Genomic DNA, 23,397 nt, shown 5'->3' with positions numbered 1-23,397 from the left:
TCGCGCCCCGTTCTTAATTCGGGAATGTCGATTGACAAGTATTCTCTTTTGAAGAATATATGCGGCGTCTGGTTCTTGCCTGGAGACTATCGATGGACCTCGCAGCGCTGGCGATATTTCGGGCCGTGGCGCGGGAGCAGAGCGTTTCCCGCGCGGCCGAGCGGCTTGGCCGCGTCCCGTCCAACGTCACGACCCGCATCCAGCAGCTGGAGGCCGAGATCGGCGTGCCGCTGTTCCAGCGCGATAGGAAGCGCATGGCGCTGACGCCCGAGGGCGAGGCCTATCTCGATTATGTCGAGCGCATCCTGAACCTCGCCGACGAGGCGCAACAGGTCGTCAATCCCGGCGGCCCGGCGGGCACTTTGCGCCTCGGCTCGATGGAATGCACCGTCGCCAGCCGCCTGCCGGTTCCGCTCGCCCGCTATAACCGGCAATGGCCGGAGGTTACGATCGAGCTCTCGACGGCGCCGACGCGCCAACTGATCGAGGGGCTGCTGGCGCATCGGCTCGATGCCGCGCTGATCGCCGTGCCGGAGGGCGAGTGGTGGCTCGGTCCGGACGAGCTCGACAAGGTGGCGGTGTTCCGGGAGGAGCTCGTCCTGCTCTTGCCGCCAGGCCACCCGGGCGTCGAGCGCCCCGGCGACATCCAGCCCCGGGCGCTCGCCGCCTTCGCGCCGGGCTGCACCTACCGGATGCTGGCGGAGGAGTGGCTGTCCGGCCTCGGCACGCTGAAGGGCCGCTTCGCCCTGCAGGAAGTGCGGTCCTACCACGCGATGTTCGCCTGCACGGCCGCCGGATCCTGCTTCAGCGTCATGCCCCGCAGCGTCGTCGAGCTGCTGCGGCCGGTCGCGCCGGTCGAGGAAAAGGCCCTGATGACGGTCGATACCTATCTCGCCTGCCGGCCCGGCTTCGCGACGCCGGCCTTCCTTGCGCTCCGCGACACGCTGGCGGCTTTCTCCAACCTCGAGGGCGGCGATCATGCGGCAGGCTGAACGGATGGCGGCCGTCGCCGCCGCCATCGTGCTGGTGATCGGCATGGGCTTCGGCCGCTTCGCCTTCACCGGCCTCTACCCGCAGATGGTCGCCGACGGGCAGATCTCGGTCGGCGGCGGCTCCTATGCCGCTTCCGCCAACTATGCCGGCTATCTGATTGGCGCGCTGCTCGTCAGCTTCCTCACCGGAATTTCGGCGCGAAGACAGTGCTCGATTGCCGTCGGCGCCACCGTCGCGGCGCTCGGGCTGCTGTGGCTGCCGCTGCCGGAAGGCGCTGTCATCGCGGTGCGCGGCTTCGCCGGGGTGGCGAGCGCCATCGCGCTGGTGGCCGCCTCGCACTGGCTGATCCATGATCGCCAGCATCATCACGGCGCGCCGGCCCTTTTCTCGGGCGTCGGCATCGGCATCTTCCTCTCCGCCGAGCTCATCGCGATCGGCCATGTCGCCGCGCTCTCCAGCCGGGCGATCTGGCTGCTGCTGGGGCTCGTCGGCCTCGGTCTCGCCGTCGTCGCGCTGGCCATGCAGGCGCGGACCGATCGGACGAAGCCGGCCCTGGCCGAGCGGGGCCACGCCGGGTCGCATGCGCGCGACATAGCCATCGGGCCGGCGCGACTCATCGTCGTCTATGGGCTCGCCGGGTTCGGCTACATCATCACGGCGACCTATCTGCCGCTTCTGGTGCAGACCGCGCTCGGATCGATCGATCCCGTCCATATCTGGGCGGTGTTCGGCCTCGGCGCGGTGCCTTCCTGCTTCCTCTGGCATGCGCTGCATGTCCGCTGGGGAACCAGCCGCGCCCTTCTCGTCAATCTGCTGGTGCAAGCCGTCGGCGTGGTCCTGCCGGTGCTGCATCTGCCGTCGGCCTATATCGCCAGCGCGCTTCTCGTCGGCGGCACGTTCATGGGCACCGTCACCATCGCCATGCCCGCCGCCCGCCGCGTCGCGGGGAAGGTTCGCTTCAACATGCTGGCGATCATGACGGCGTCCTATGGCGTCGGCCAGATCGTTGGTCCGCTGATCGCAGCCTTTATCCTGGCCCGCACGGGATCCTTCGATCCTTCGTTGATGCTGGCGGGCGGCGCGCTCGTCGTCGCGGCCGTGCTGTGCGTCTCCGGCCGCCGGGTCAGCGTGGCGGCCGGCCAGCCCGCCTAGGACCGATGCTCGCGACTGCGGAAAAATGCCCGCTCAGATTGCAGGAATCGAGCGGTCTCCCGAGACAGAAAGCCCTCTCCGGGCGGTCGCCGCCATGCGCGTCCGCCCGCCGGCCTGTTCCTTGGAAAATCTTGCCTTGCGGGATTTTGCGTATGTGTTAGCACTATGAAATCAATTACATAGTGTTAAATCTGTATGGTATCCAATTCTACTTCCGAGTTGGGCGTCCCGTGTGTCAGTGTCATCATGCCTGCGCACAATGCGGCCAATACCATCAGTACAACCATGGCGTCGCTCGTGAGCGAGCGCGCGTACATTCTCGAGCTGATCGTCATCGACGACGGCTCCACCGACGACACCGTCGCGGTCGCGCGTTCCAGCGCCGCGGAACTGGGGCTGCCGATCGTCCTGGCCTCGACGAATTTCCGCGATGCCGGCAGCGCGCGAAACCACGGGATCTCGCGGGCGCGGGGGCGGTGGGTCTATTTCCTGGATGCCGACGATACGCATGAGGCGGGCGGGCTGAGGGCCCTGGTCGCGGCGGGCGAGGGGCCGCAGGCGCCCGAACTCGTGCTCGGCTCTTATTACATCCAGCGCAGAGACCGCGACCGAAGCCTGTTTCGCCATCGGCCGGAGCGCCTCTCGGCCGAGGAATATCTGGCCGGCGCCGCTGTCGTCATCGTCGTCGGCTGCGGCTTGATCCTGCGATCCGCCCTCGACGGCCAGCGCTTTCCCGGCCCGCTCGCCTATGACGAGGACACGCTGTTCTGGGCGGCGATGCTGGCCTGTTGCCGAATTGCGATCGTTGGTGCCGCGGTCATGACCTACCATGTCAGCCTGCAGCGCTCCGACGAGCGGCTGGTGCGGGACTCGCGCAGGAGCTTCGAGCAGTGGCGCCGAAGCCTGCTCGCCCTCGAGGACCGGGGCATCCGCCGCGTCGCGCTCGGGAGGCGCGAGGCCTTCATGGCGATCCGGGTTGCCCGCATCCATTTGCGCCGGGGCGAACTCGCCGACGCCAGGCACTTCCTGACCCTCGCGCGCCGGGCGCCGAAGACCGGCGCCGACGCCTATCGATGGCTGCGGTTCCGGGTGAAGCTCGCGATGCGGCAGGGTTTCGGAAGGCCGGGTCCGCGATGACGCGCACCCTGTTCCTGACGGCGCATCCGGCCTTTCCGCCCGTGACGGGGGCGGACCTGCGCAACTGGCAGAACGCTTCCGCCGCGGCGGGGCTCGGCGAGGTCCTGCTCGTGTCGCTGATCGCCGGCGGCGAGGGGGCGACGGGCGTCCCGAACCTCGCGACGCGCCATCTCGGCGCCGATGCCGCGAAGCTGTACCAGCTGGACCCGCAGCAAACCTCGATCGATCTCGGCATCGACGACGCGATGCGCGGCAAGCTGGCCAAGGTGCTCGCCGAATTCCAGCCGGACCTCGTCGTCGTCGAACATCTCGGCCTGCATCCCTTCCTCGCCCTCCTGCTCGAGAGCGGAGCGCGGCTGGTCCTCGATCTGCACAATGTCGAATCCGATCTCGCCAACCAGATCGCCAGGCGGCGCGACTGGTTCGGCGTGAAGCGCCGGCGCGACGCGCGCGCGATCGCGGCGATCGAAGCGCGGGTCGCGGCGGCGGTGGACGGGATCTGGGCCTGCTCGGAGGACGACGCCGGCCGGCTCGCCGCGCGCGGGCTCGGTTCGGTTTCGATCGTTCCGAATGGTCTGCCGCGCGCCGATCTGGCGCCGCGCCAGCTGCCGGCCGAGCCCGGCGCGGTCGGTCCCGAGATCCTCTTCGTCGGTCATCTCGGCTACACGCCGAACGTCCGCGCCTGCGAGGTCTTGGCGCGAAAGATCCTGCCTAAATTGCGGAGTGCGCTGCCGGAGGTCCGGCTGACGCTCGCCGGACGCCAGCCGGCGCGCCGGGTGCGCCGGCTCGCGGCTCCCGACATCCGCATCGTCGCCAATCCCGACGATCTGACGCCGCTCCTCCGTGCCGCCCACATGGCGGTGGTGCCGCTCCGTAGCGGCGGGGGAACGCGGTTCAAGATCGTCGAAGCCATGGCCTGGGGCCTGCCGGTCATCGCCACGCCGCTGGCGGCGGAAGGGCTCGGCCTGCGCCATGGGCACGACATAATCCTCGCCGAAAGCGACAGGGCGCTGGCGGCGGAGATCCTCCGGCTCTGGCGCGACCGGTCGCTCCGGGAGGAGCTTCGCGCGCGCGGTCATGCTACGGCTTGGCGCCGCTTCGGACCGGACCCAATCCAGGACGCCGTCGTCTCGGCGCTCAAGGCGGTGTCGCAGACATGATTCCCAAAATCATCCATCAGACCTGGCGCGACCGGGACATCCCGGCTGCCATGCGGGAATTCGTCGCCAGCTGGCCCCGGCTGCATCCCGGCTGGGAAATCCGGCTCTGGACGGATGACGACCTCGCGGCCCTCGTCCGGCAGGAATATCCGCATCTGGCCGAGCTCTATTTCGGCTATCCGCGCCCGATCCAGCGCGCCGACCTCGGCCGCTATCTCGTGCTGCGCAGCCATGGCGGCGTCTATGCCGATCTCGACGCCGAGGCGCTCCGGTCGTTTGAGGAGATCCTCGATCGCGACCGGCCGCTCTTCGCCGAGGAACCGGCGAGCCATCTGGCCGAGAAGCTGGTGGTGGTGCGCGGCCTCGCGCGTATCGTCTCCAACGCCGTCATGGCCTCGCCCGCCGGCCATCCCTTCTGGGACGAGGTGATCGATCTCGCCGTCGGGTGCCGCCACGCTCTGGATCCGCTCGACGCGACCGGGCCGTTCCTGCTGACCGGCGCGGTGGACGCGGCCGATGCGGGCATCCGGCCCGACATCATCCCGGGCTCCATGTTCTCGCCGCGCGACAAATATGGACGCCTCTGTCCGGATCTCGACGCGGCGGTCCCGCCGCTGGCGCAGCATCATTGGCACGGCACCTGGATCCCCGGCGAGAAGGGGCCGCCCGCCGCCGTACGGATCAAGACGGCGTTCCGCAAGGCGCGGCTGCGCTGGCGCGAACGCCGCCTGGAGGATCCCTCCTTGCGCGAGCAGGCCGTCGACCGCGCCGTGCTGGCAAGCGAGGCGCCGGCGGATGGCACTGTTCTCGTCGCCATTCCCGTCCGCAACGCCGCCCGGACGCTCGATGCCCTGTTCGCCCGGATCGACGCGCTCGATTTTCCGGCCGAGAAGCTCTCGATCGCGCTGCTGGTCGGCAATTCGACGGATGACAGCCTCGAGCGGGTGCAGGCGTTTCTGGAGATCCGCAAGGACCGGTTCCGCCGAAGTGCGCTGATCCGGCAGGAGTTCGCGGTCCGCGAGCAGGGGCCGCGCTGGGAGATTGCCTTCCAGCGGGATCGCCGTGGCCGCATCGCCAAGGTGCGCAATCTGCTGCTGCATGAGGGGCTGGCCGACGAGGATTGGGTGCTCTGGATCGATGCCGACATCATCGATTTCCCGCCCGACATCCTCGCGCGCATGCTGGCCGAGCGGGCCCGCGTGGTGCATCCGGATTCGGTCCGGCAGATCGGCGGCAAGAGTTTCGATCAGAACGCCTGGATCGCCACGGCAGAGCCGAAGGACCATCAGTGGATCAAGCATGTCCGCGACGGCCTCTATCAGCCGCATGCCCACCATCTGCGGCTCTATCTGCAGGACCTGCGCTACCTGCCGCGCGTCCGTCTGGATTCGGTCGGCGGCACGATGCTGCTGGTCGACGCCAACCTTCATCGCGCCGGCATCGATTTCCCCGACCGGCCCTATCATCGCCTGATCGAGACGGAAGCCTTCGCGGCGCTCGCCCGCCGGTTCGGCGTCGAGATCATCGGCCTGCCGCAGGTGCAGACTCTGCATGTCGAGGATTGAAATCCAGACTTTCGCTGCCTGCCGCTGAGATCACGCGGCGGGATGCCCCGTTGCTGCACGTGTGACCCTGCGGCGCCGGTCATTCCGGACCCGGCTCGCCGGGCCCGGCAGGCGCTAGGACGGAGCCTTCGCGACCGACCCCGCCGCGATGCGCGCGGGGGTGCTGAAATCAAAACAATACAATACTAAACCTATCGTGATTATCGGGTTAAATTTCCGCCTCCGATTTGCGGGAGGGGCGATCGTGCCTCGAAGTTGAGGGGGTGAGTTCGTAGATTTCAGCCGTGACAACGTCGAAATGGCGACCTGTCAGCGGACTGCGAAATAATGACCCAGCTTTCAATTTATAGTGACGTTCATCCGGATGTTAATCTGGCCGATACGTCCAATAGAGATGAAATCACGGCGCTTCTCGGTGCTGTCGGTGTCCGGTATGAATTGTGGAGCGCGGATGTAGAGCTCCAGCGTGACGCCGGAGACGAAGAAATCCTGTCGGCCTATGGCCGCGAGATCAAGCGCCTTTCGGACGAAGCCGGCTACAACTCGGTCGATGTCTTCCGCATTGCGCCGGACAATCCCAATCGCGTCGCCTTCCGGCAGAAGTTCCTCGCCGAGCACACCCATGACGAGGACGAGGTCCGCTTCTTCGTCGAGGGCAGCGCCGCCTTCTATCTCCATATCGGCGACAAGGTTTACCGGGTCGTCTGCACGCGCGGCGATCTCCTGTCGGTGCCGGCGGGCACGCCGCATTGGTTCGACATGGGGTCGGAGCCAAGCTTCACCGCTATTCGCCTGTTCGTCTCGGCCGATGGCTGGGTGGCGAAGTTCACCGGCAGCGCGATCGCCGAGACGCTCCCCCTGTTCGAAAGCGGCGCGGCGAGCCCGGCCGTGGCTCAGGCCTAGGGCGCGCGCTCATGACCCGCGTTCCGACCCAGGCGATCCATCCGGCCGGCGGCCGCAACCTCGTTTCCCTCGATCTCGGCAGTTCCGGCGGCCGGCTGCACCTGGCCGAGCTCACCGAGGCGGGATCGATCGCCATCGAGGAAGTGCACCGCTTCGAGAACGGTCCGGTGCAGCTTGCCGGGCGCTGGTACTGGGATTTCCTGCGGCTCTGGCAGGGCATCGGCGATGCGCTCGTCGCCGTCGCGCCCCGGCTCGACGGGCCGGCGACCTTGGGCATCGAGAGCTTCGGCGTCGACTATGCGCTGCTCGACCAGAGCCGGACGATGGTCGCGGGCCTCCGCCACATGCGCGATCCGCGCACGCAGGGCCTGTTCGACACCGTCTATGCGACCATTTCCAAGCCGCAGCTCTATCGCCGCACCGGCGCGATGGAGATCGAGATCAACACGCTGCTGCAGCTGATTGCCGACCGGCGCGACCAGCCCTGGCTGCTCAACCTCGCGCAGGATCTCTTCCTGACGCCGGACTATGTCGCCTTCCTGCTCACGGGCCTGCGCGTCGGCGAGGTGTCGATCGCCTCGACGACCCAGCTGGTCAATCCCGTGACGCGGAACTGGGATTTCGAGCTCGCCGGCCTCTTCGACATTCCGCGCCGGATTTTTCCGGAGCTGGTCGAGAGCGGCACGGTGATCGGTCCGCTGCTGGCCGCCGAACGCGAGCGCCTCGGCATTTCGGTGCCGTTCGACGTCGTCGCGGTGGCGAGCCACGACACGGCGTCGGCGGCGGCCGCCATTCCCTATCTCGACGATGCGCCCTCGGCCTTCATCAGCCTCGGCACCTGGTCGCTGGTCGGGCGCGAGCTGGACCGTCCGGATCTTTCCGACGCGTCGCGCGAGTTCAACTTCACCAACGAGTGCGGCGCCGGCGGCACGATCGTGCATCACAAGATCCAGGCGGGTCTCTGGCTGACGCAGGAACTGCGGCGCGAGCTGGCGCGGCGGGATCCCGGTCTCAGCTTCAAGTCGCTGGAGCAGGCGGCCGAGGCCTCGGAGCCGCTTGCCTTCGTGTTCTACGCCGATGACGGCGTGTTCCGCGATCCGGCCTCGATGGCCGGCGCGATCAGGGGCTGGTTCGAGGCGCGCGGTCACGCGGCGCCGGCGACGTCGGGCGCTCTGGCGCGCTCGATCTATGACAGCCTCGCGCTCTCCTATCGCGACACGGTCGTTGAGATGGAGCGCCTCGGCGGCGTCGCGCTCGACACGCTCTATGTCGTCGGCGGCGGCGCGGCGATCCCGCTGCTTCTGCAGGCGATCGCAGATGCAACCGGCAAGCGCGTCGTCGCCGGTCCCGTCGAGGCGACGGTCGCCGGCAACGTCATTGCCCAGCTCGTCGCGCGCGGCGTCCTCCCCGATTTCGCGGCCGGCCGGCCGCTCGTCCGCAAGTCCTTCCAGGTCAAGGAGTACCAACCGAGCGACACCGAGGCCTGGAACCGGGCCTATGCGCGCCTGGCCGCGCTCAAGCGTTTTCCTTCGTCATCATCGGTCGCCGCCTGAGTTCAGGCCGCGACGCTTCCCAGGGTCCATTCTCATGAAGTCCTCTTTCAAGCGCCTTCTGCTCACCGTCGGCACCGGCGCGCTCCTCGCCGCCGGCTTCGCCCAGGCCGGCCATGCCGCCGACAAGCCGGAGATCGCCGTCGTGGTGAAGATCACCGGTATTCCCTGGTACAACCGCTTCGAGCAGGGTGTCACCAAGGCCGCCGCCGATCTCGGCGTCAACGCCTACCAGGTCGGCCCGACCCAGGCGGACCCCGCCCAGCAGGTCAAGCTGATCGAGGACCTGATCGCCAAGGGCGTCGACGCCATCGCCGTCGTCCCGAACGATGCCAGCGCGCTCGCGCCGGTGCTGCAGCGGGCTCGCGATGCCGGCATCGTCGTCGTCACGCATGAATCGCCTGGCCAGCAGGGCGCGCAGTGGGACCTCGAGACGATCGATAACCGCGAATTCGCGACCTCGGTCTTCCAGAAGCTCGCGGACCTGACCGGCGGCAAGGGCAAGTTCGCCCTCGTCGTCGGCTCGCTGACGGTGCCGCTGCACAAGGAATGGGCCGATATCGGCCTCGCCTATCTGAAGGACAAGTATCCGGACCTGACGCTGATCGCGGATCGCTATCCGGTCGGCGAGAGCCTCGACGACAGCTTCCGCACCTCGCAGGAGATCCTGCGCGCCAATCCCGACATCAAGGGCTTCGTCGCCTTCGGCAGCCAGGGTCCGATCGGCTTCGCCCGCGCGCTCGAGCAGCAGGGCAAGCCCGCTGGCTCCGTCGCCAATGTCGGCAACGTGCTGCCGAAGCAGGCCGCTCCCTACCTGAAGAAGGGCCTGATCAGCGAGGGCTTCCTCTGGGATCCGGCCGACGCCGGCTATGGCCTCGTCGCGCTCGCCAAGAAGGTCGTCGACAAGGAGCCGGTCGAGACCGGCATCGAGCTGCCGGGCCTCGGCAAGGGCACCGTCGAGGACGCCGACAAGGTCGTCCGCTTCAAGGCGACCCGCACCTTCACCGCCGAGAACGTCGGCGAATTCGACTTCTGATCACAGATCCGCCGGCCGTGGTCGCGCGCGGCCGGCTCCTCCTGACGAAGAACAGAGAACCATGACGACCGATACCCTGGGCGTGGTCAATCGCGCCTCCGAAGTCTCCTTTGCCGAAGCCGCCGTCGAGATCATCTCGGTCGGCCGCTATCTCGGCCAGCAGGGCCTCGTGCCGGCGACGAGCGGCAATTTCTCCCGCCGCGTCGACGCCAAGCACATCGCCATCACCGCCTCTGGTTTCGACAAGGGCTTCCTGCGGCCGGAGCACATCCTGTTCTCGGCGATCGACGGCCCGCATCCGGCGAACAGCTCCGCCGAGACCGACCTGCACCGCGCCCTCTATCGCAACGATCCCGAGATCAACGGCGTGCTGCACACCCATTCGGTGGCGCAGACGCTGCTCTCCGCCAAGCATCTCGAAGCGGGCGAGCTGCATTTCGAGGGCTACGAGATCCAGAAGGCGCTGTTCGGCATTCCGACGCATGAAGTGCCGGCCATCCTGCTCGTCTTCGAGAACGACCAGGACATCCAGGCGCTGGAAAAGCGCGTCACGCAGCGGCTGAAGGAAGCGAACGGCGTCGTCGTCGGCTACCTGCTCTCCAACCACGGTCTCTACACTTGGGGGCCCTCGCTCGAGCATGCCCGCCGGCATGCGGTCGGCATCGAGTTCCTGCTCAATTGCGAGCTCGAGAAGCTGCGCTGGAAGCCGGCAGCATGAGCGCGCAACCGATCCGCGCCATCGTGACGGATATCGAGGGCACCGCCACCTCGATCTCCTTCGTTAGAGATAGCCTCTTCCCCTATGCCCGCGGCCGGATCGGCGAGTATCTCGCCGCCCACCGCGAGGACGAGGCGGTTCTCCGCATCCTCGCTGACGCGCGCGCGCTCGCCGGCGACGACACGCTCGACGACCAGGCCGTCATCGATCTCCTGATCAGCTGGAGCGACGCCGATCGCAAGATCACGCCGCTGAAGGCGCTGCAGGGCCTGATCTGGACGCAGGGTTTTCGCGATGGCGAGCTGGTCGGCGACGTCTACGATGACGCGGCGCGGGCCTTGCGGAAATGGCACGCCGCCGGCTATCGGCTCCATGTCTATTCGTCCGGCTCGATCCTCGCGCAGAAGCTCGTCTTCGGCCATACGCCGCATGGCGATCTGGCGACGCTGTTCTCCGGCTTCTTCGACACGACGACCGGCCCCAAGCTGGAAGCGGATTCCTACCGCGCCATCACGACCGCGCTCGGCCTGGAGCCTGCCGAGATCTTGTTCCTGTCGGATTCCATCGGCGAGCTCGACGCGGCCCGAGAGGCCGGGCTGAAGACGGTCGCGCTCGATCGCGGCGAGGCGGTGATCCCGCCCGACCAGACGCATCCGGTGGCGAAGACCTTCGACGCGATCGATCCCGCGAACGGAACCGTCGCGGCCCGCGAGGGATCGTGACCCGCGCCTCGATCCTCGAAACCGACGGCCTCGCCAAGAATTTCGGGGCCGTCACGGTGCTGGACGGTATCTCGGTTCGTCTGGAGGGCGGCAAGGTCTATGCGCTTTGCGGCCTCAACGGCTCCGGCAAGAGCACGCTGATCAAGATCCTGACCGGCGTGCTGCAGGCGGATCGCGGCGCTGTGCGCATCGACGGCAAGGCGATCACAGGCGCCTCGCCGCAGGGCATGAAGGCAGCCGGCGTCGACGTCATCTACCAGGACCTGGCGCTGTTTCCGAACCTCTCGGTCGCCGACAACGTCGTCTTCGGCGCGACGCGGGCGAAGCCGTTCGGCCTGCGCCGGCGCTCGCGCGACCGGGCGAAGGTTCGCGCCGTGCTCGATCGCATCAAGGTCAGACTCGATCTCGACGCGCCGGTCGAGAGCCTGTCGATCTCCGAACGGCAGGTGGTCGCGATCGCCCGCGCGCTCGCCGGCGAGGCGCGCTTCCTGATCCTCGACGAACCGACCGCGTCGCTGACGCGGCAGGAAGCCGAGCGGCTGTTCGCCGTCGTCGAGGATTTGCGCCGCGACGGCGTCGCGGTGCTGTTCGTCAGCCATCGCTATGACGAGGTCGCCGAAATCGCCGACGAGGCGCTGGTGCTGCGTGACGGCGCGATCGTCGCCCGCTTCGACCGGGCCGAGTTCGACGCCGACCGGCTGCACGAGGCGATGGCGGGCGCCGCCGTGCATTCGCCGACCCGCAACGCCGCCGCCACCACGGACGGCGCGATCGTGCTGCAAACCTCGGGCCTCGGCCGGGTCAACGAATTCGACGCCGTCGACCTGACGATCCGCGCCGGCGAGATCGTCGGCCTGACCGGCCTGCTCGGCGCGGGAAGGACAGAACTGGCGCAGACCCTGTTCGGTCTCCGCAAGCCCGATCGCGGCGAGATCCGCGTCGCAGGCCAGGTGAGGCACTTCGCCTCCAACCGCGACGCCATCGAAGCGGGCGTCGCCTATCTGCCGGAGGACCGGCTTTCGCTCGGTCTCGTGCTCGGCTCCAGCATCGCCGACAACATCGCGCTGCCCAGCCGCGGGCGGCTCACCAACGGCTTCGGCCTGGTCGACCAGAAGGCGACCGACGCCCTGGTCGCCGACCTCGTGCGGGCGCTCGAGATCAAGACCCAGGATGTCGACAATTTGGTCACCACGCTTTCCGGCGGCAATCAGCAGCGCGTCGTCTTGGCCAAGTGGCTGGCGATCCGCCCGATCCTGCTGCTTCTCGATTCCCCCACCGTCGGCGTCGACGTCACGGCGCGCGCCGCGATCTACCGGATCGTGCGCGAGGCGGCGGCGCGCGGCGCCGGCATCCTCCTGATCTCGGACGAGGTCGAGGAGGTCTGGTCCATCGCGGACCGTGTCCATGTCATGCAGGCCGGCAGGCTGGGACCCGCCTATTCGCCAGGCGAGGTCTCGATCGACAGGCTGTCGGAGATCGTTCATGGGTGAGACCTATCCCGAGAAGCTGTCGACCCGCACGCTGTTGCTGGCGGTCCTGCTTCTGGCCGTCGTCACGGCCCTGTTCACGCCGGACTTCCTGTCCCCCTACAATCTGCTCGACGTCGTGGCGACGGCTTCTGTCACCGGCATTTTCGCGCTCGGCCTTCTGGTCGTGCTGCTCGCCGGCGGCCTCGACATCTCGTTCACGGCGATCGCCTCGATCACGCAGTTCGGCCTCGCCGTCGTGCTGGCGCGGACCGATCTCGGCTGGACGCTCTCGATCCTTTTGGTCAGCGTCACCGGGCTCGCCTTCGGTGTGCTCAACGGCGCGCTGGTGACCTGGCTGCGGACCCCGCCGATCGTCGTCACCATCGCGCTGCTCAACATCTATGCCGGCGCACTGATCCTCGTCTCGCGCGGCGCCATGCTCTACGATTTCCCGGAGTTCTTCTCGACCTCGGTGGTCGCGCGGATCGGCGGCTATCCCGTCTCGCTGCAGCTTGTGCTGCTCCTCGTGTTCGCGCTCGTCACCGCCTTCATCCTGCGCGGCACGCATTGGGGCCGGATCGTCCGCGCCGTCGGCGGCAGCCGCGAGGCAGCGAGCCGGCAGGGCATCTCGATCCTCGCCGTTAATCTCTTTGCCTATGGCTATCTCGGCCTCGCTTCGGGCGTCGCCGGTCTCGCGCAGGCGCAATTGCTGCAGGCGGTGACGCCGGGAGCGCTGGTCGGGCGCGAGCTCGACGTGGTGGCGGCGACCGTACTCGGCGGCGCCAGCCTGATCGGCGGTCGCGGCACCGTCCTCGGCACGCTGCTCGGCGTGTTGTTCATCGGCCTCTTCGGCAATGCGCTCGTGTTGAACGGCGTCTCGCCCTATTGGCACCAGGTCGCCACCGGCAGCGTCGTCCTGATCAGTCTCTGCCTGCAGCTGATGCGCCGCCGGCAGACCAAGGCGAGGGCCCTGGCATGAGTTCGCTTGTTCCCCCGGTCACGGCGTCGCGGCGGAGCGCGTCGCAGCGCCTCGTCTGGCTCGCCCTCGGCCTCGGCCTTCTGCTGCTGGCGCTGAGCGGCACCGGCGTCATCCCCGGCGGCGGCTTCCTGCGCTCGCTCGCCTACCAGCTGCCGGAATTCGGCCTCTTGTCGCTGGCGATGGCGCTGCCGATGCTGACGGGCGGCATCAACCTCGCCGTCGTCGCCATCGCCAATCTGTCGGCGATCGTCACGGCGCTCGCCTTCGGCGCGCTCGCCGGCGGCCCGTTCGCCGATATCGCGCCGATCCCGCTCGGGCTCTTCGCCGGCGCCTTCGCCGGCGCGCTGATCGGGCTGGTCGTGGCCTATCTCCGGGTCACGCCGGTGCTGGCGTCGCTTTGCGCCATGCTGATCTTCACCGGCGTCGGCGTGCTGGTGACCGGCGGCAGCGCGGTGGGCAACCTGCCGGCCTACGTGCCGGCGCTGGCGGCCAGCGCCGTCTTCGGCATTCCGGTGATCGCCTTCGTCTTCCTCGCCGCCGTGCTGGCGCTCGCCTTCGTGCTGGCGCGCACCCCCTTCGGCTACCGGCTGCGCGCCGTCGGGTTGAACGAGCCGGCGGCGCATTTCGCCGGCGTCGACACCCGCCGCCTCTATCTCGTCAGCTACGCGCTCTCGGGCCTGCTGAGCGCCTCTGCCGGCCTCATCATGCTGTCGCGCTTCAATTCGGCCCGCATGGGCTATGCCGACAGTTATCTGCTCGCGACGCTGCTCGCGGCCGTCCTCGGCGGTATCAACCCGGATGGCGGACGCGGCTCGGTCTGGGGGCTGTTCCTCGCGGTCGTGGCCTTGCAGGTCACGGCCTCGGTCCTGAACCTCGCCGGCGCCAGCCAGCATGCGACGGGCATCGCCTGGGGCCTGATCCTGCTGGCGAAGCTCGCCTATGACCGGCATGCGCCGCGCCGGAGCGACGCCCGCTAACCGGCCGGATTTCCTCTTCCAAAACCCATCGCCTGGGCCACGCGCCGTCCCGTTTTTCGGGGCGGCGCGTGCGCCGGGCCGCAGGGTGGCAGGCGCCTGCTATCCCGGCGTCGGGAGACCGATATTTTCGCGCCGCCCGGAGAGGCGAAGGACGGGCTAGCAGGCGATTGACAGCTATTATTGATAATGTCTATCAAGATAATCGTATTTTTGAATCACATTAGCCAGAAGGCCCAATCCATGAACTCCCGTCTTCTTCGACTTGCCGTGGTCGCCCTGATTTCCGGGGCGAGCACGGTCGCCATGGCCCGCGACCTGACCGTCATCTCGTGGGGCGGCAATTTCCAGGACGCCCAGCGCAAGGCCTATTTCGAGCCCTTCGCGAAGGAGAGCGGCAACAAGGTCATCGACGATAGCTGGGAAGGCGGCGTCGGCACGCTGCGCACCCGCGCCGAAGCGGCGGGCGATCCCGGCTGGGACGTCGTCCATGTCGAGGTCGAGGAGCTGCAGATCGGCAGCACCGAGGGGCTGTTCGAGCCGATCGACTGGAGCAAGATCAGCGCCAAGGACGAGCTGATCCCGGCGGCGCAGAACAAGTATGGCGTCGGCGCCATCACCTGGTCGGCCGGCATCGCCTATGACGCCGACAAGGCGGGCGTCGCGCCGACGACCGTCGCCGATTTCTTCGACGTCGAGAAGTTCCCCGGCAAGCGCGCCCTGCGCAAGGGCCCGAAATACGCGCTGGAACTGGCGCTGATCGCCGACGGCGTGCCCGTCGACCAGGTCTACGCGACGCTGCGCACGCCGGAAGGCGTCGACCGCGCCTTCGCCAAGCTCAACACGATCAAGCCGGACCTGATCTTCTTCGAGAGCGGCGGCCAGGCGATCCAGTTGCTCGCGTCGGGCGAGGCCTCGCAGGTGCTGGCCTTCAACGGCCGCGTCACCGCAGCCAACCAGACCGACAAGCGCAACTTCAAGTTCATCTGGCCGGGCAGCATCTACGCGCTCGACAATTGGGTGATCCTGAAGAACAGCCCGAACAAGGACGAGGCGCTGAAGTTCATCGATTTCGCCTCGCGCGCCAGCCAGCAGCAGATCCTGCCGGAGCTGGTCGCCTTCGGACCGACCAACACCAAGGCGACGGCGGCGCTGCCCGAGGCGATCGCGTCGGAGCTGCCGACCTATCCCAAGAACCTCGCCGGCGCGCTGCAGGTCGACGCGACCTTCTGGTCCGAGAACATCGAGCCGCTGACCGAGCGCTTCAACGCCTTCGCCAGCCAGTAACGGCGGATGGCCCGGGTCGAAAAAGGCACCGCGCGCGACAATCGCGCGCGGTTTTTCACGGCGCTGCTGCTAGCGCCGATGTCGCTGTTCCTGCTCGCCGTGATCGGCCTGCCGCTCTTCCTGCTCGTCTGGGAGAGCGTGGGGGATCGCGACGTTTCGGCCGGCCTGCCGCGCACCGTCGAGCTCCTGGCGAGCGCGCCCGCCGCGCCGTCGCCGGCCCTTTATGCGGCGCTCGTCGCCGATCTCACGGAAGCCTCCGATACGGCTGTCGGCCGCGTCGCGCGCCGCCTCAATATCGAAAAGCCGGGACTGCGCACGCCCCTCGTCGCCGCGCGGGCCGTGGCGCTCGACGCACCGGCGGATCCGGAAGCCGCGCTGGTCGCCGCCGATGGCCGCTGGGCCAAGCCCGAGATCTGGCAGGCGATCCGCGCCTCGAGCGGCCCCTGGACCGATCGCTATCTCCTCGCCGCCTTCGATCTCGAGCGCAACGCCAGCGGCGAGATCGTCAGTCGCCCGGCCGATCTCGCCATCTATCGCAGCATCGTCGTCCGAAGCTTCGTCATCGCCGGTTCGGTCGCGGCGCTCTGCCTCGCCCTGGGCCTGCCGCTCGCGCTCTATCTGGCGTCGCTGCCGCCGAAATCGGCCGAGCGCTGGCTGCTGGTGCTGATGCTGCCGCTCTGGACCTCCATTCTCGTCCGCGCCATGGCCTGGATCCTGCTCCTGCAATCGAACGGCCTGATCAACGGCGTCCTGCAGCGGATCGGCCTGATCTCGGCGCCGCTCGATCTCGCCTTCAACCGCCTCGCGGTGGTCGTCGCCATGACGCATGTGCTGCTGCCCTTCATGGTGCTGCCGATCTACAACGCGCTCCGCGCCATCCCGAGGACGCAGCTGATGGCCGCAGGCTCGCTCGGCGCGACGCCGTGGCAGAGCGTGCGCCGGGTCTACCTGCCGCAAGCGCGCGCCGGCATCGCCGCCGGCATCCTGCTCGTGCTCGCTTCCGCCGCCGGCTACTACATCACGCCGGCTCTCGTCGGCGGCCCGGCTGACCGGATGATCGGCACCTTCATCGAGCTTGCCGTGCTTCGGACCAACAATCCGGGCCTCGCCGCCGGGCTCGGCCTGGTGTCGCTGGTCTTCTTCCTCGTGCTCGTCGGCGCCCTGATCGCCGTGATGAAGCCGATGCGGGCGCTGGAGGGAGCACGCGGATGAAGGTCGATTATGGATTGCCGCTGCCGCGCGGTTTCATGCGGCTCGGCGCGCTGCTGCTCGTCGCCATCCTGGTGCTGCCGGCGCTGGTCGTCGTGCCGGTCTCCTTCTCCTCCGGCAGCATCATCGCGTTCCCGCTGCCGGGGCTTTCGCTGCACTGGTATGGCGAGGCGCTGGCGTCCGGCGCCTGGCGCGACGCGCTCGGGAACAGCCTCCGCGTCGGCATCGCCTCGGCGCTGATCGCCACCTTGATCGGCACCGCCGCGGCGCTTGGCATCGACCGGCTGCGGGGGCGGGCGCGGGTTCTGGCGCTGCTCGCCATCCTGCTGCCCCTGGTCGTGCCGATCGTCATCCTGGCGCTCGGCGCCTATTTCGCGCTGGCGACGGTTTCGCTCAGCAACAGCCTGACCGGGCTGGTGATCTTCCATTCAGCGCTCGGCCTGCCCTTCGTGACGCTGAGCGTCGTCGCCTCGCTGCAGTCGTTCGACCGGGCGCTCTGGCGCGCGGCGGCGAGCCTCGGCGCCGGCCCGCTCACCGCCTTTCGCCGCGTGATGCTGCCGATCATCGCGCCGGGTGTCGCCGCAGGCGCCGTGTTCGCCTTCGCCACGTCGCTCGACGAGGTCGTCATCGCCTCCTTTGTCACCGCCCCTTCGCAACGGACCCTGCCGCTACAGATGTTCTCCGGGATCAAGGAAAATACGGGCCCGATCGTCACCGCCGTGGCGACGCTGCTTCTCCTCCTCTCCATCACCTTCCTCGTCGCCGTGGAGGCGCTGCGCCGCCGGTCGCGGCGGCTGGCGTCGACGGGGCAGGGCGCATGACCGCTGGAGATAGGCCTGAGCGCGCCGAGCCGCTGCTTCGCCTCAGCGGCGTCACCAAACGCTATGACGGCGGCGGGCTCGTCGTCGATGCGCTCGATCTCTCGGTGGAGCAGGGCGAGTTCCTGACCCTTCTCGGCCCTTCCGGCTCCGGCAAGACGACGACGCTGATGATGATCGCGGGCTTCGAGCAGGCGAGCGGCGGCGAGATCCTCTATGCGGGCCGGTCGATCGCCGAATTGCCGCCGCACAGGCGCGATTTCGGCGTCGTGTTCCAGAGCTATGCGCTCTTTCCGCATATGAGCGTCGCCGAGAACGTCGCTTTCCCGCTGACGCTGCGCGGCATCCCGAAGGCGGAAATCGCCCGCCGGGTGGCGCGTGCGCTGGAGATGATCGAGCTCGGCGATCTCGGCCGGCGCCGGCCGGCGCAACTGTCCGGTGGCCAGCAGCAGCGCGTCGCGCTGGCGCGGGCGCTGGTGTTCGAGCCGAAGCTGGTGCTGATGGACGAACCGCTCGGCGCCCTCGACAAGCGGCTGCGCGAGCAGATGCAGCTGGAGATCCGCCGGCTGCATCGCGAGCTCGGCCTCACCATCATCTATGTCACGCACGACCAGACCGAGGCGATGGTCATGTCGGACCGGGTCGCGGTGTTCCATCAGGGCCGTGTGCAGCAGCTGGCTGCGCCGCGCACCATCCACGAGCAGCCGGCGAACGGCTTCGTCGCCCGCTTCATCGGCGAAACCAACGCGCTTCCCGGCCGTCTCGTGCCGGGCGGGACCGGTCCTGTCGCGCGCGTCGACGCGGCGGCCGGGCTGGAGCTCGCCGGCGTGCTCGGCGATCCCGCGCCGCGGGGTGATGACGTGCTGGTCTCGATCCGGCCGGAGCGGATCGCGATCGGCGAGGGGCACGGCGAGAACCGCGTCGCCGGCCGGGTCGGGCAGTCGATCTATTTCGGCGACCATCTCGGCCTCGAGGTCGCGATCCCGGGCGGCGCCATCCTCAAGGTCAATCTGGGTGTGCGCGGCGTCGACGAGCGGCCGGAGCCCGGCAGTGAAATCATACTGAGCTGGCGGGCCGAGCATACGCTCCTGCTGCAGCCGGTCGCTTGAGAAGAGAAACGAGAAAGCATGGCTTTGAGCAAGGTCATTGTCGTTGGAGCGGGGATCGCCGGGCTGTCGCTCGCGCGGGCGCTGCACCATCGGGGTTTCGCGGTCGAGGTGTTCGACCAGGGGCCGATCCCCAATCCGCTGTCGTCGTCTTTCGACGAGCACCGCATCACCCGCCACACCTACGGCCCGCTCGAGGGCTATACCCGGCTGATGCCGGATGCCTTCAACGCCTATGACGGGCTGTGGCAGGATCTCGGCGTCAGCCACTATCTGCCGACCGGCATCGCCTATGTGCGCCGGCTCGAGGACGACTGGTATGCGACGACGGCGCGCGATCTCGACGCGTTTGGCATCGAGCATCGCGAGTTGAACGAGGCCGAGATCGCCGCGCGGCTGCCGATGGTGCGGCTGGGCGGCATCCATCGCGTCGTCGAGGTCGGCGGCGCGGGGCTGCTGTTCTCGCAGCGGATCGTGACGGACCTCGCGGCATGGCTTCGCCGCGTCGGCGTCGTGCTGCACGAGCACAGCCCCGTCGAGGCGATCGACCTCGAGCATGGCCGCGTCGTCGTCGCCGGCAAGACCCACGCGGCGGACCAGGTGGTCGTCGCGGCGGGCGCCTGGGTGACGAAGCTGCTGCCGGAAGTGGCGCCGGCGGTGACGCCCTCGCGCCAGACCGTGCTGTTCCTCGATCCGCCGGAAGCGCTTCGCGCCGCCTGGGCCACGGCGCCGATCCTGATCGAGGACGGCGAGCATCTGAGCTACACGCTGCCGCCGCGCGGCGGCACGCGCCTGAAGATCGGCGACCATCACTTCAGCCTGCGCGGCGACCCCGATGACGACCGCGCCGCGACCGCCGAGGACGCCGATCCGGTGATCGCGGCGGCGGCCGCTGCCTTCGCCGGCTTCGAGCGCTACCGGATCGTCGAGACGAAGACCTGCTTCTATACGGTCACGGATGACGAGAGCTTCTTCGTGCAGCCGCTCGGCGCCGTCGGCTGGGTGGTGAGCGCCTGTTCGGGACATGGCTTCAAGCTGGCGCCTCTGATCGCCAACGGCGTCGCCGACGCCATCGCCGGCCATCGCGATCCCGCCGGCATCGCGGCCTGGGCCGCCGGAAAGGAAACGTCATGAGCCTCGACGCCTATATCATCGACGCTTTCGCCGATCGGCCGCTTTCCGGCAATCCGGCCGGCGTCTGCCCGCTGCCCGAATGGCTCCCCGACGCCACCATGCAGGCGATCGCGGCCGAGCTGAACCAGACCGAGACGGTGTTCTTCGCACCCGAGGGCGACGACTATCGCATCCGCTGGTTCACCCCGACGCGCGAGGTCGACCATATCGGCCACGCGACGCTCGCCGCCGGCCATCTCGTGCTCGCGAAGCTGGAGCCCGGCCGCGCCGAGGTGCGCTTCCGCACCGGCGACGACTACATGCTCGTCCGTCGCGACGGCGATGGCGTCGCGCTCGACATGGGGGCGCTGTCGCCGCGTCCGGCGGAGGTCACCGACGCGGTCGTCGCGGCGCTCGGCGCCCGACCCGTCGAGGCCTTCGCCGCCAAGCATCATTTGTTCGTCTTCGAGCGCTGGCAGGACGTGGCGAATTTGCACCCGGATCTCGCGGCGGTGGCGCGGCTGGAACTGCCGGCGGTCATCGTCACGGCGCCGGCCGAGGGGATCGAAGGCGGCGACGCGGATTTCGTCTCGCGCTTCTTCGCGCCGGCGAATGGCGTTCCCGAGGATCCCGTCTCCGGCGTCTCGCATTGCTGTCTGACGCCCTACTGGGCGCGGCGGCTCGGCCGGACGAAGCTGGTCGGGCGGCAATTGTCGGCGCGCGGCGGCACCATCCGCTGCGAGGATCGCGGCGATCGGGTGGTGCTCGGCGGCCGCGCGGCGATCTCGCTGTACGGCGTCTTGCAGCTTCCCGAAGCCGGCTAAGGAACGGCGGGGCAGAGCCGGCGCCAACGCCGGCTCGCCCTTCGATTTCTGATCTAGACGATCGTGAACTCGCGCGGATAGCGCGTCAGATAGTCGAAGCCCGTCTCGGTGACGACGACGGAGTCGCCGATCCGCGCGCCGAAGGTGTTGGCGATCGTGATGCCGCCGTCGACGGCGAAGGTCATGCCGGCCTGGAGCGCCGTCTTGTCGCCGCGCTTCAGCTGCGGCTCTTCCAGATAGGAGTAGCCGATGGCGCGGCCGGTGCGGTAGGCGAGGCCGAAGCCGGCCGAGCGGTACACCTCCTCGGAGGCGGCGTGCACCTCCTCGGCGATCGCGCCGGGGCGGATCTCGGCCAGCGCCGCCTGCTGCGCCCGGACGACCGTCTCATAGGTGCGCTGCTGCTCGTCGGTCGCCGAGCCCAGGAAGAACTCGCGATCGAAGCCGAGCTTGAACTGCTTGAAGGTTGCCATGCCGCAGAAGCAGAAATAGATGGGGTCGCCCTTCTGGAGCGGCTTCACCGTCGAGCGACGATGCACCATGCAGGTTTCCCAGCCGGATTGCAGGATCTGCAGATTGTAGATCGTCGGCGAGACGAGCGCGTCCTCGCCATTGTCGGCCAGGAAGCGGGCCGCGCGGCGCGTGCCGGCCGCAAGGACGGCGAGCGCCAGCTCATATTCCGGCACGCCCTCGGCGATCGCGGCGCGGCCGCCTTCCACCATCGCCACGGCGACCTCGCCGGCCTGGTGCATGGTGGCGATCTCTTCCGGCGACTTGATCGAGCGCAGCGTGCCGATCACGCGCGAGACGTCGCGCCACTCGGCGTCGAGGTTCAGCGTCTGCAGGACGGTGGTGACGCGCGGGTGGGTCTTGAACGTCTCGAGGCCGATGACCCGATAGGGCTTGCCGGCGAAGATCGCCTCGACATGGCGCGGCCATTCGCCGTCGATGCCGTCGGTCCATTCGCGCACGTCCTCGATCGATCCGAGCCGACGCGCCAACTCGGCCTCCATCGCCGGCGTGATGAGGGTGGGGGCGCCGAGACGCGGGATGACCAGCAGCGTCGCCCGGTCATACTCCATCCCGAGATAGCCCCAGAAGCCCGAGAAATAGTAGATCGAGTCCGCGTCATGCAGCACGGTGACGTCGATGCCGTCCTCCGCCATCCGCCGCTGGAACTCGATCGTCCTCGCCTCATGCACCCGCATCGCATCCTCATTTCATCGAACCGGAGATCGGGCTCTTAAACACGACAAAATCTACAAATTCAATCGAGTATAAAAGCAACCGGATGCCGCCTTCACCGCGAAGGCGAAGAAGGTCTGGACGTCGCCGCCCGGATGGATATCGTTGGGAAGTTGCTGACTTTGCAGCGAAAACCGGCCCTTCGACGCTTTGTTGGGCTTTGTCGGATATCCCGGAGCGGAGAGTTTCATGCAGTTCCACCATCGCGGCGTCGTCCTGGCGCTGGGTTTCGCGTCGATGCTCGTCGCGGTCGACGCGGCCTCGGCGGCCGATTTCGACTATCGCTGCGAGGACGGCACCGCGCTGACGGCGACCTTCAGCCCGCCCTCGCCGGAAGGCAGCACCGCGCAGCTGGTCTTCGCCGATGGGCGGACCCTCGTCCTGCCGCAGGTCGTCTCCGCCGATGGCGGCCGCTACCAGAAGGACGACGTCGAGTTCTGGATCAAGGGCAAGGGCGCGATGCTGACCGTCGCCGGCAAGCTGACCAACTGCACTACCGCGGACTAGGTCCGAGCAGACCCTCACCCCGACCCTCTCCCGCCGGCGGGAGAGGGGGCGCGCCGAACCCGGTCGATCGGTATCCGGATCAATGCAGCGCGCGGAGAAAAAGCCTTCGCCCGCTTGCGGGAGAGGGTTGGGTGAGGGCCTTTCTTGCTTCTCGTGCGGCGCGATTTTCCCGCCAGCGGGGCTGACAGCCCGGGGCTGGCGGCGTAAGGGGAAGCCGCCCGCAGCCGTGCCGCATGCGCTTTCCCCGCCGCCAAGAGGTTTTGGAAATGACTGAGATTCTGTTCGGTGGACGATCGTTCGCCGCGTTCCTGTTCGACATGGACGGAACGTTGCTCACCTCGATCGAGGCGGCCGAGCGGGTCTGGACGCGCTGGGCGACGCGGCACGGCCTCGATGTCGAAGCCTTCCTGCCGACCCTGCACGGCAAGCGCGCCATCGACACCATCCGCCAGCTCGCTCTGCCGGGCGTGGACGCCGACGCCGAGGCCGAGGCGCTGACGCGCGACGAGATCGACGACGTCGATGGTGTCCGCGAGATCGGCGCGGCCGGCTCGTTCCTCGCCTCGCTGCCGCCGGATCGCTGGGCGATCGTCACCTCGGCCCCGCGCGCCCTGGCGCTCGCCCGGCTCGGCGCCGCCGGCCTGACGCCGCCCGCCGTCTTCGTCACCGCCGACGACGTGACGATCGGCAAGCCGGCGCCGGATTGCTACCTGCTGGCGGCGAAGAAGCTGGGCGTTGCGGCGTCGGACTGCCTGATCTTCGAGGATGCGCCGGCCGGCATCGAGGCGGCCGAGCGGGCCGGGGCGAACGTCGTCGTCATCCAGGCGACCCATACCGCGCCGCTCGCGACCGAACACGCCTCGGTCGACGACTACGAGGCGCTGAGCGCGGCGGTCGACGGCGACGGCACGCTGCTGCTGCGGCGCGGCTGAT

Annotated in this window: 23 protein-coding genes; 21 read left to right on the top strand and 2 right to left on the bottom strand. The window is 68.5% G+C overall.

What is annotated here, in order from left to right; all coding sequences use genetic code 11:
• The first annotated feature begins 92 nt into the window (after nt 1-92).
• From AC6HZP_RS19755 to AC6HZP_RS19665, 19 genes are all read left to right on the top strand, one after another.
• On the top strand, nt 93-992 hold the full coding sequence (locus AC6HZP_RS19755) for a LysR family transcriptional regulator (protein WP_201400703.1): 900 nt from the start codon (nt 93-95) through the stop codon (nt 990-992).
• Nucleotides 979-2,145 carry a YbfB/YjiJ family MFS transporter gene (locus tag AC6HZP_RS19750; RefSeq protein WP_497524230.1) on the top strand — a complete coding sequence of 389 codons (1,167 nt, stop codon included), beginning with the start codon at nt 979-981 and terminating at the stop codon, nt 2,143-2,145. The genes AC6HZP_RS19755 and AC6HZP_RS19750 overlap by 14 nt, the downstream gene beginning before the upstream one ends.
• 195 nt (nt 2,146-2,340) lie before the next feature.
• Complete coding sequence (locus tag AC6HZP_RS19745) at nt 2,341-3,282, top strand: glycosyltransferase family 2 protein (protein WP_497524229.1); 942 nt, start codon at nt 2,341-2,343, stop codon at nt 3,280-3,282.
• Nucleotides 3,279-4,442, top strand: coding sequence for a glycosyltransferase family 4 protein (locus AC6HZP_RS19740; protein WP_497524228.1), 1,164 nt, complete (start codon nt 3,279-3,281; stop codon nt 4,440-4,442). The genes AC6HZP_RS19745 and AC6HZP_RS19740 overlap by 4 nt, the downstream gene beginning before the upstream one ends.
• Nucleotides 4,439-6,007 carry a glycosyltransferase gene (locus tag AC6HZP_RS19735; protein WP_497524227.1) on the top strand — a complete coding sequence of 523 codons (1,569 nt, stop codon included), beginning with the start codon at nt 4,439-4,441 and terminating at the stop codon, nt 6,005-6,007. The genes AC6HZP_RS19740 and AC6HZP_RS19735 overlap by 4 nt, the downstream gene beginning before the upstream one ends.
• A 327-nt stretch (nt 6,008-6,334) precedes the next feature.
• Complete coding sequence (locus AC6HZP_RS19730; protein WP_497524226.1) at nt 6,335-6,910, top strand: 1,2-dihydroxy-3-keto-5-methylthiopentene dioxygenase; 576 nt, start codon at nt 6,335-6,337, stop codon at nt 6,908-6,910.
• Between the two features lie 11 nt (nt 6,911-6,921).
• On the top strand, nt 6,922-8,463 hold the full coding sequence (locus tag AC6HZP_RS19725) for a rhamnulokinase (protein ID WP_497524225.1): 1,542 nt from the start codon (nt 6,922-6,924) through the stop codon (nt 8,461-8,463).
• A 34-nt stretch (nt 8,464-8,497) separates the two neighbouring features.
• The gene (locus AC6HZP_RS19720) at nt 8,498-9,496 is read left to right on the top strand and encodes a substrate-binding domain-containing protein (protein ID WP_201400696.1); all 999 of its coding nucleotides are present in this window, start codon (nt 8,498-8,500) and stop codon (nt 9,494-9,496) included.
• A 61-nt stretch (nt 9,497-9,557) separates the two neighbouring features.
• Nucleotides 9,558-10,214, top strand: a complete 657-nt coding sequence (gene mtnB, locus AC6HZP_RS19715; protein ID WP_497524224.1) for a methylthioribulose 1-phosphate dehydratase — start codon at nt 9,558-9,560, stop codon at nt 10,212-10,214.
• Nucleotides 10,211-10,936, top strand: coding sequence for an acireductone synthase (gene mtnC / locus AC6HZP_RS19710; RefSeq protein WP_497524223.1), 726 nt, complete (start codon nt 10,211-10,213; stop codon nt 10,934-10,936). The genes mtnB and mtnC overlap by 4 nt, the downstream gene beginning before the upstream one ends.
• A complete protein-coding gene (locus AC6HZP_RS19705; RefSeq protein ID WP_497524222.1) occupies nt 10,933-12,426 on the top strand; it encodes a sugar ABC transporter ATP-binding protein in 1,494 nt (497 codons plus the stop codon). Before mtnC ends, AC6HZP_RS19705 begins: the two co-directional genes overlap by 4 nt.
• Nucleotides 12,419-13,384 (top strand): ABC transporter permease, encoded by a 966-nt coding sequence (locus AC6HZP_RS19700; RefSeq protein WP_497524221.1) that lies wholly within the window; start codon nt 12,419-12,421, stop codon nt 13,382-13,384. The genes AC6HZP_RS19705 and AC6HZP_RS19700 overlap by 8 nt, the downstream gene beginning before the upstream one ends.
• A complete protein-coding gene (locus AC6HZP_RS19695; protein ID WP_497524220.1) occupies nt 13,381-14,361 on the top strand; it encodes an ABC transporter permease in 981 nt (326 codons plus the stop codon). Before AC6HZP_RS19700 ends, AC6HZP_RS19695 begins: the two co-directional genes overlap by 4 nt.
• 240 nt (nt 14,362-14,601) lie before the next feature.
• On the top strand, nt 14,602-15,645 hold the full coding sequence (locus tag AC6HZP_RS19690; protein WP_497524219.1) for an ABC transporter substrate-binding protein: 1,044 nt from the start codon (nt 14,602-14,604) through the stop codon (nt 15,643-15,645).
• Between the two features lie 6 nt (nt 15,646-15,651).
• Entirely contained in the window at nt 15,652-16,857 is a 1,206-nt protein-coding gene (locus tag AC6HZP_RS19685) for an ABC transporter permease (protein WP_497524218.1), read from the top strand.
• Nucleotides 16,854-17,675, top strand: coding sequence for an ABC transporter permease (locus tag AC6HZP_RS19680; protein WP_497524217.1), 822 nt, complete (start codon nt 16,854-16,856; stop codon nt 17,673-17,675). The genes AC6HZP_RS19685 and AC6HZP_RS19680 overlap by 4 nt, the downstream gene beginning before the upstream one ends.
• Nucleotides 17,672-18,781, top strand: coding sequence for an ABC transporter ATP-binding protein (locus AC6HZP_RS19675; protein WP_497524216.1), 1,110 nt, complete (start codon nt 17,672-17,674; stop codon nt 18,779-18,781). The genes AC6HZP_RS19680 and AC6HZP_RS19675 overlap by 4 nt, the downstream gene beginning before the upstream one ends.
• Nucleotides 18,782-18,799: 18 nt before the next feature.
• Nucleotides 18,800-19,912, top strand: a complete 1,113-nt coding sequence (locus tag AC6HZP_RS19670; RefSeq protein WP_497524215.1) for an NAD(P)/FAD-dependent oxidoreductase — start codon at nt 18,800-18,802, stop codon at nt 19,910-19,912.
• A complete protein-coding gene (locus AC6HZP_RS19665; RefSeq protein ID WP_497524214.1) occupies nt 19,909-20,715 on the top strand; it encodes a PhzF family phenazine biosynthesis protein in 807 nt (268 codons plus the stop codon). Before AC6HZP_RS19670 ends, AC6HZP_RS19665 begins: the two co-directional genes overlap by 4 nt.
• A 53-nt stretch (nt 20,716-20,768) precedes the next feature.
• Here AC6HZP_RS19665 and AC6HZP_RS19660 read toward each other — a convergent pair whose 3' ends face one another.
• Nucleotides 20,769-21,920: a M24 family metallopeptidase gene (locus AC6HZP_RS19660; RefSeq protein WP_497524213.1), complete on the bottom strand. Its 1,152-nt coding sequence runs from the start codon at nt 21,918-21,920 to the stop codon at nt 20,769-20,771.
• Between the two features lie 51 nt (nt 21,921-21,971).
• Nucleotides 21,972-22,148 (bottom strand): hypothetical protein, encoded by a 177-nt coding sequence (locus AC6HZP_RS19655; RefSeq protein WP_497524212.1) that lies wholly within the window; start codon nt 22,146-22,148, stop codon nt 21,972-21,974.
• On the opposite strand from AC6HZP_RS19655, the gene AC6HZP_RS19650 reads away from it, so the two are divergent.
• The gene (locus AC6HZP_RS19650; RefSeq protein WP_497524211.1) at nt 22,147-22,464 is read left to right on the top strand and encodes an MliC family protein; all 318 of its coding nucleotides are present in this window, start codon (nt 22,147-22,149) and stop codon (nt 22,462-22,464) included. The genes AC6HZP_RS19655 and AC6HZP_RS19650 overlap by 2 nt on opposite strands.
• A 266-nt stretch (nt 22,465-22,730) precedes the next feature.
• Entirely contained in the window at nt 22,731-23,396 is a 666-nt protein-coding gene (locus AC6HZP_RS19645; protein ID WP_497524210.1) for an HAD-IA family hydrolase, read from the top strand.
• Nucleotide 23,397: the final 1 nt, after the last annotated feature.

The organism is Kaistia sp. SLG-1, from assembly GCF_059699055.1.
The sequence above is the reverse complement of the archived record's forward strand: the minus strand, read 5'-3'. Positions and strand labels throughout refer to the sequence as shown.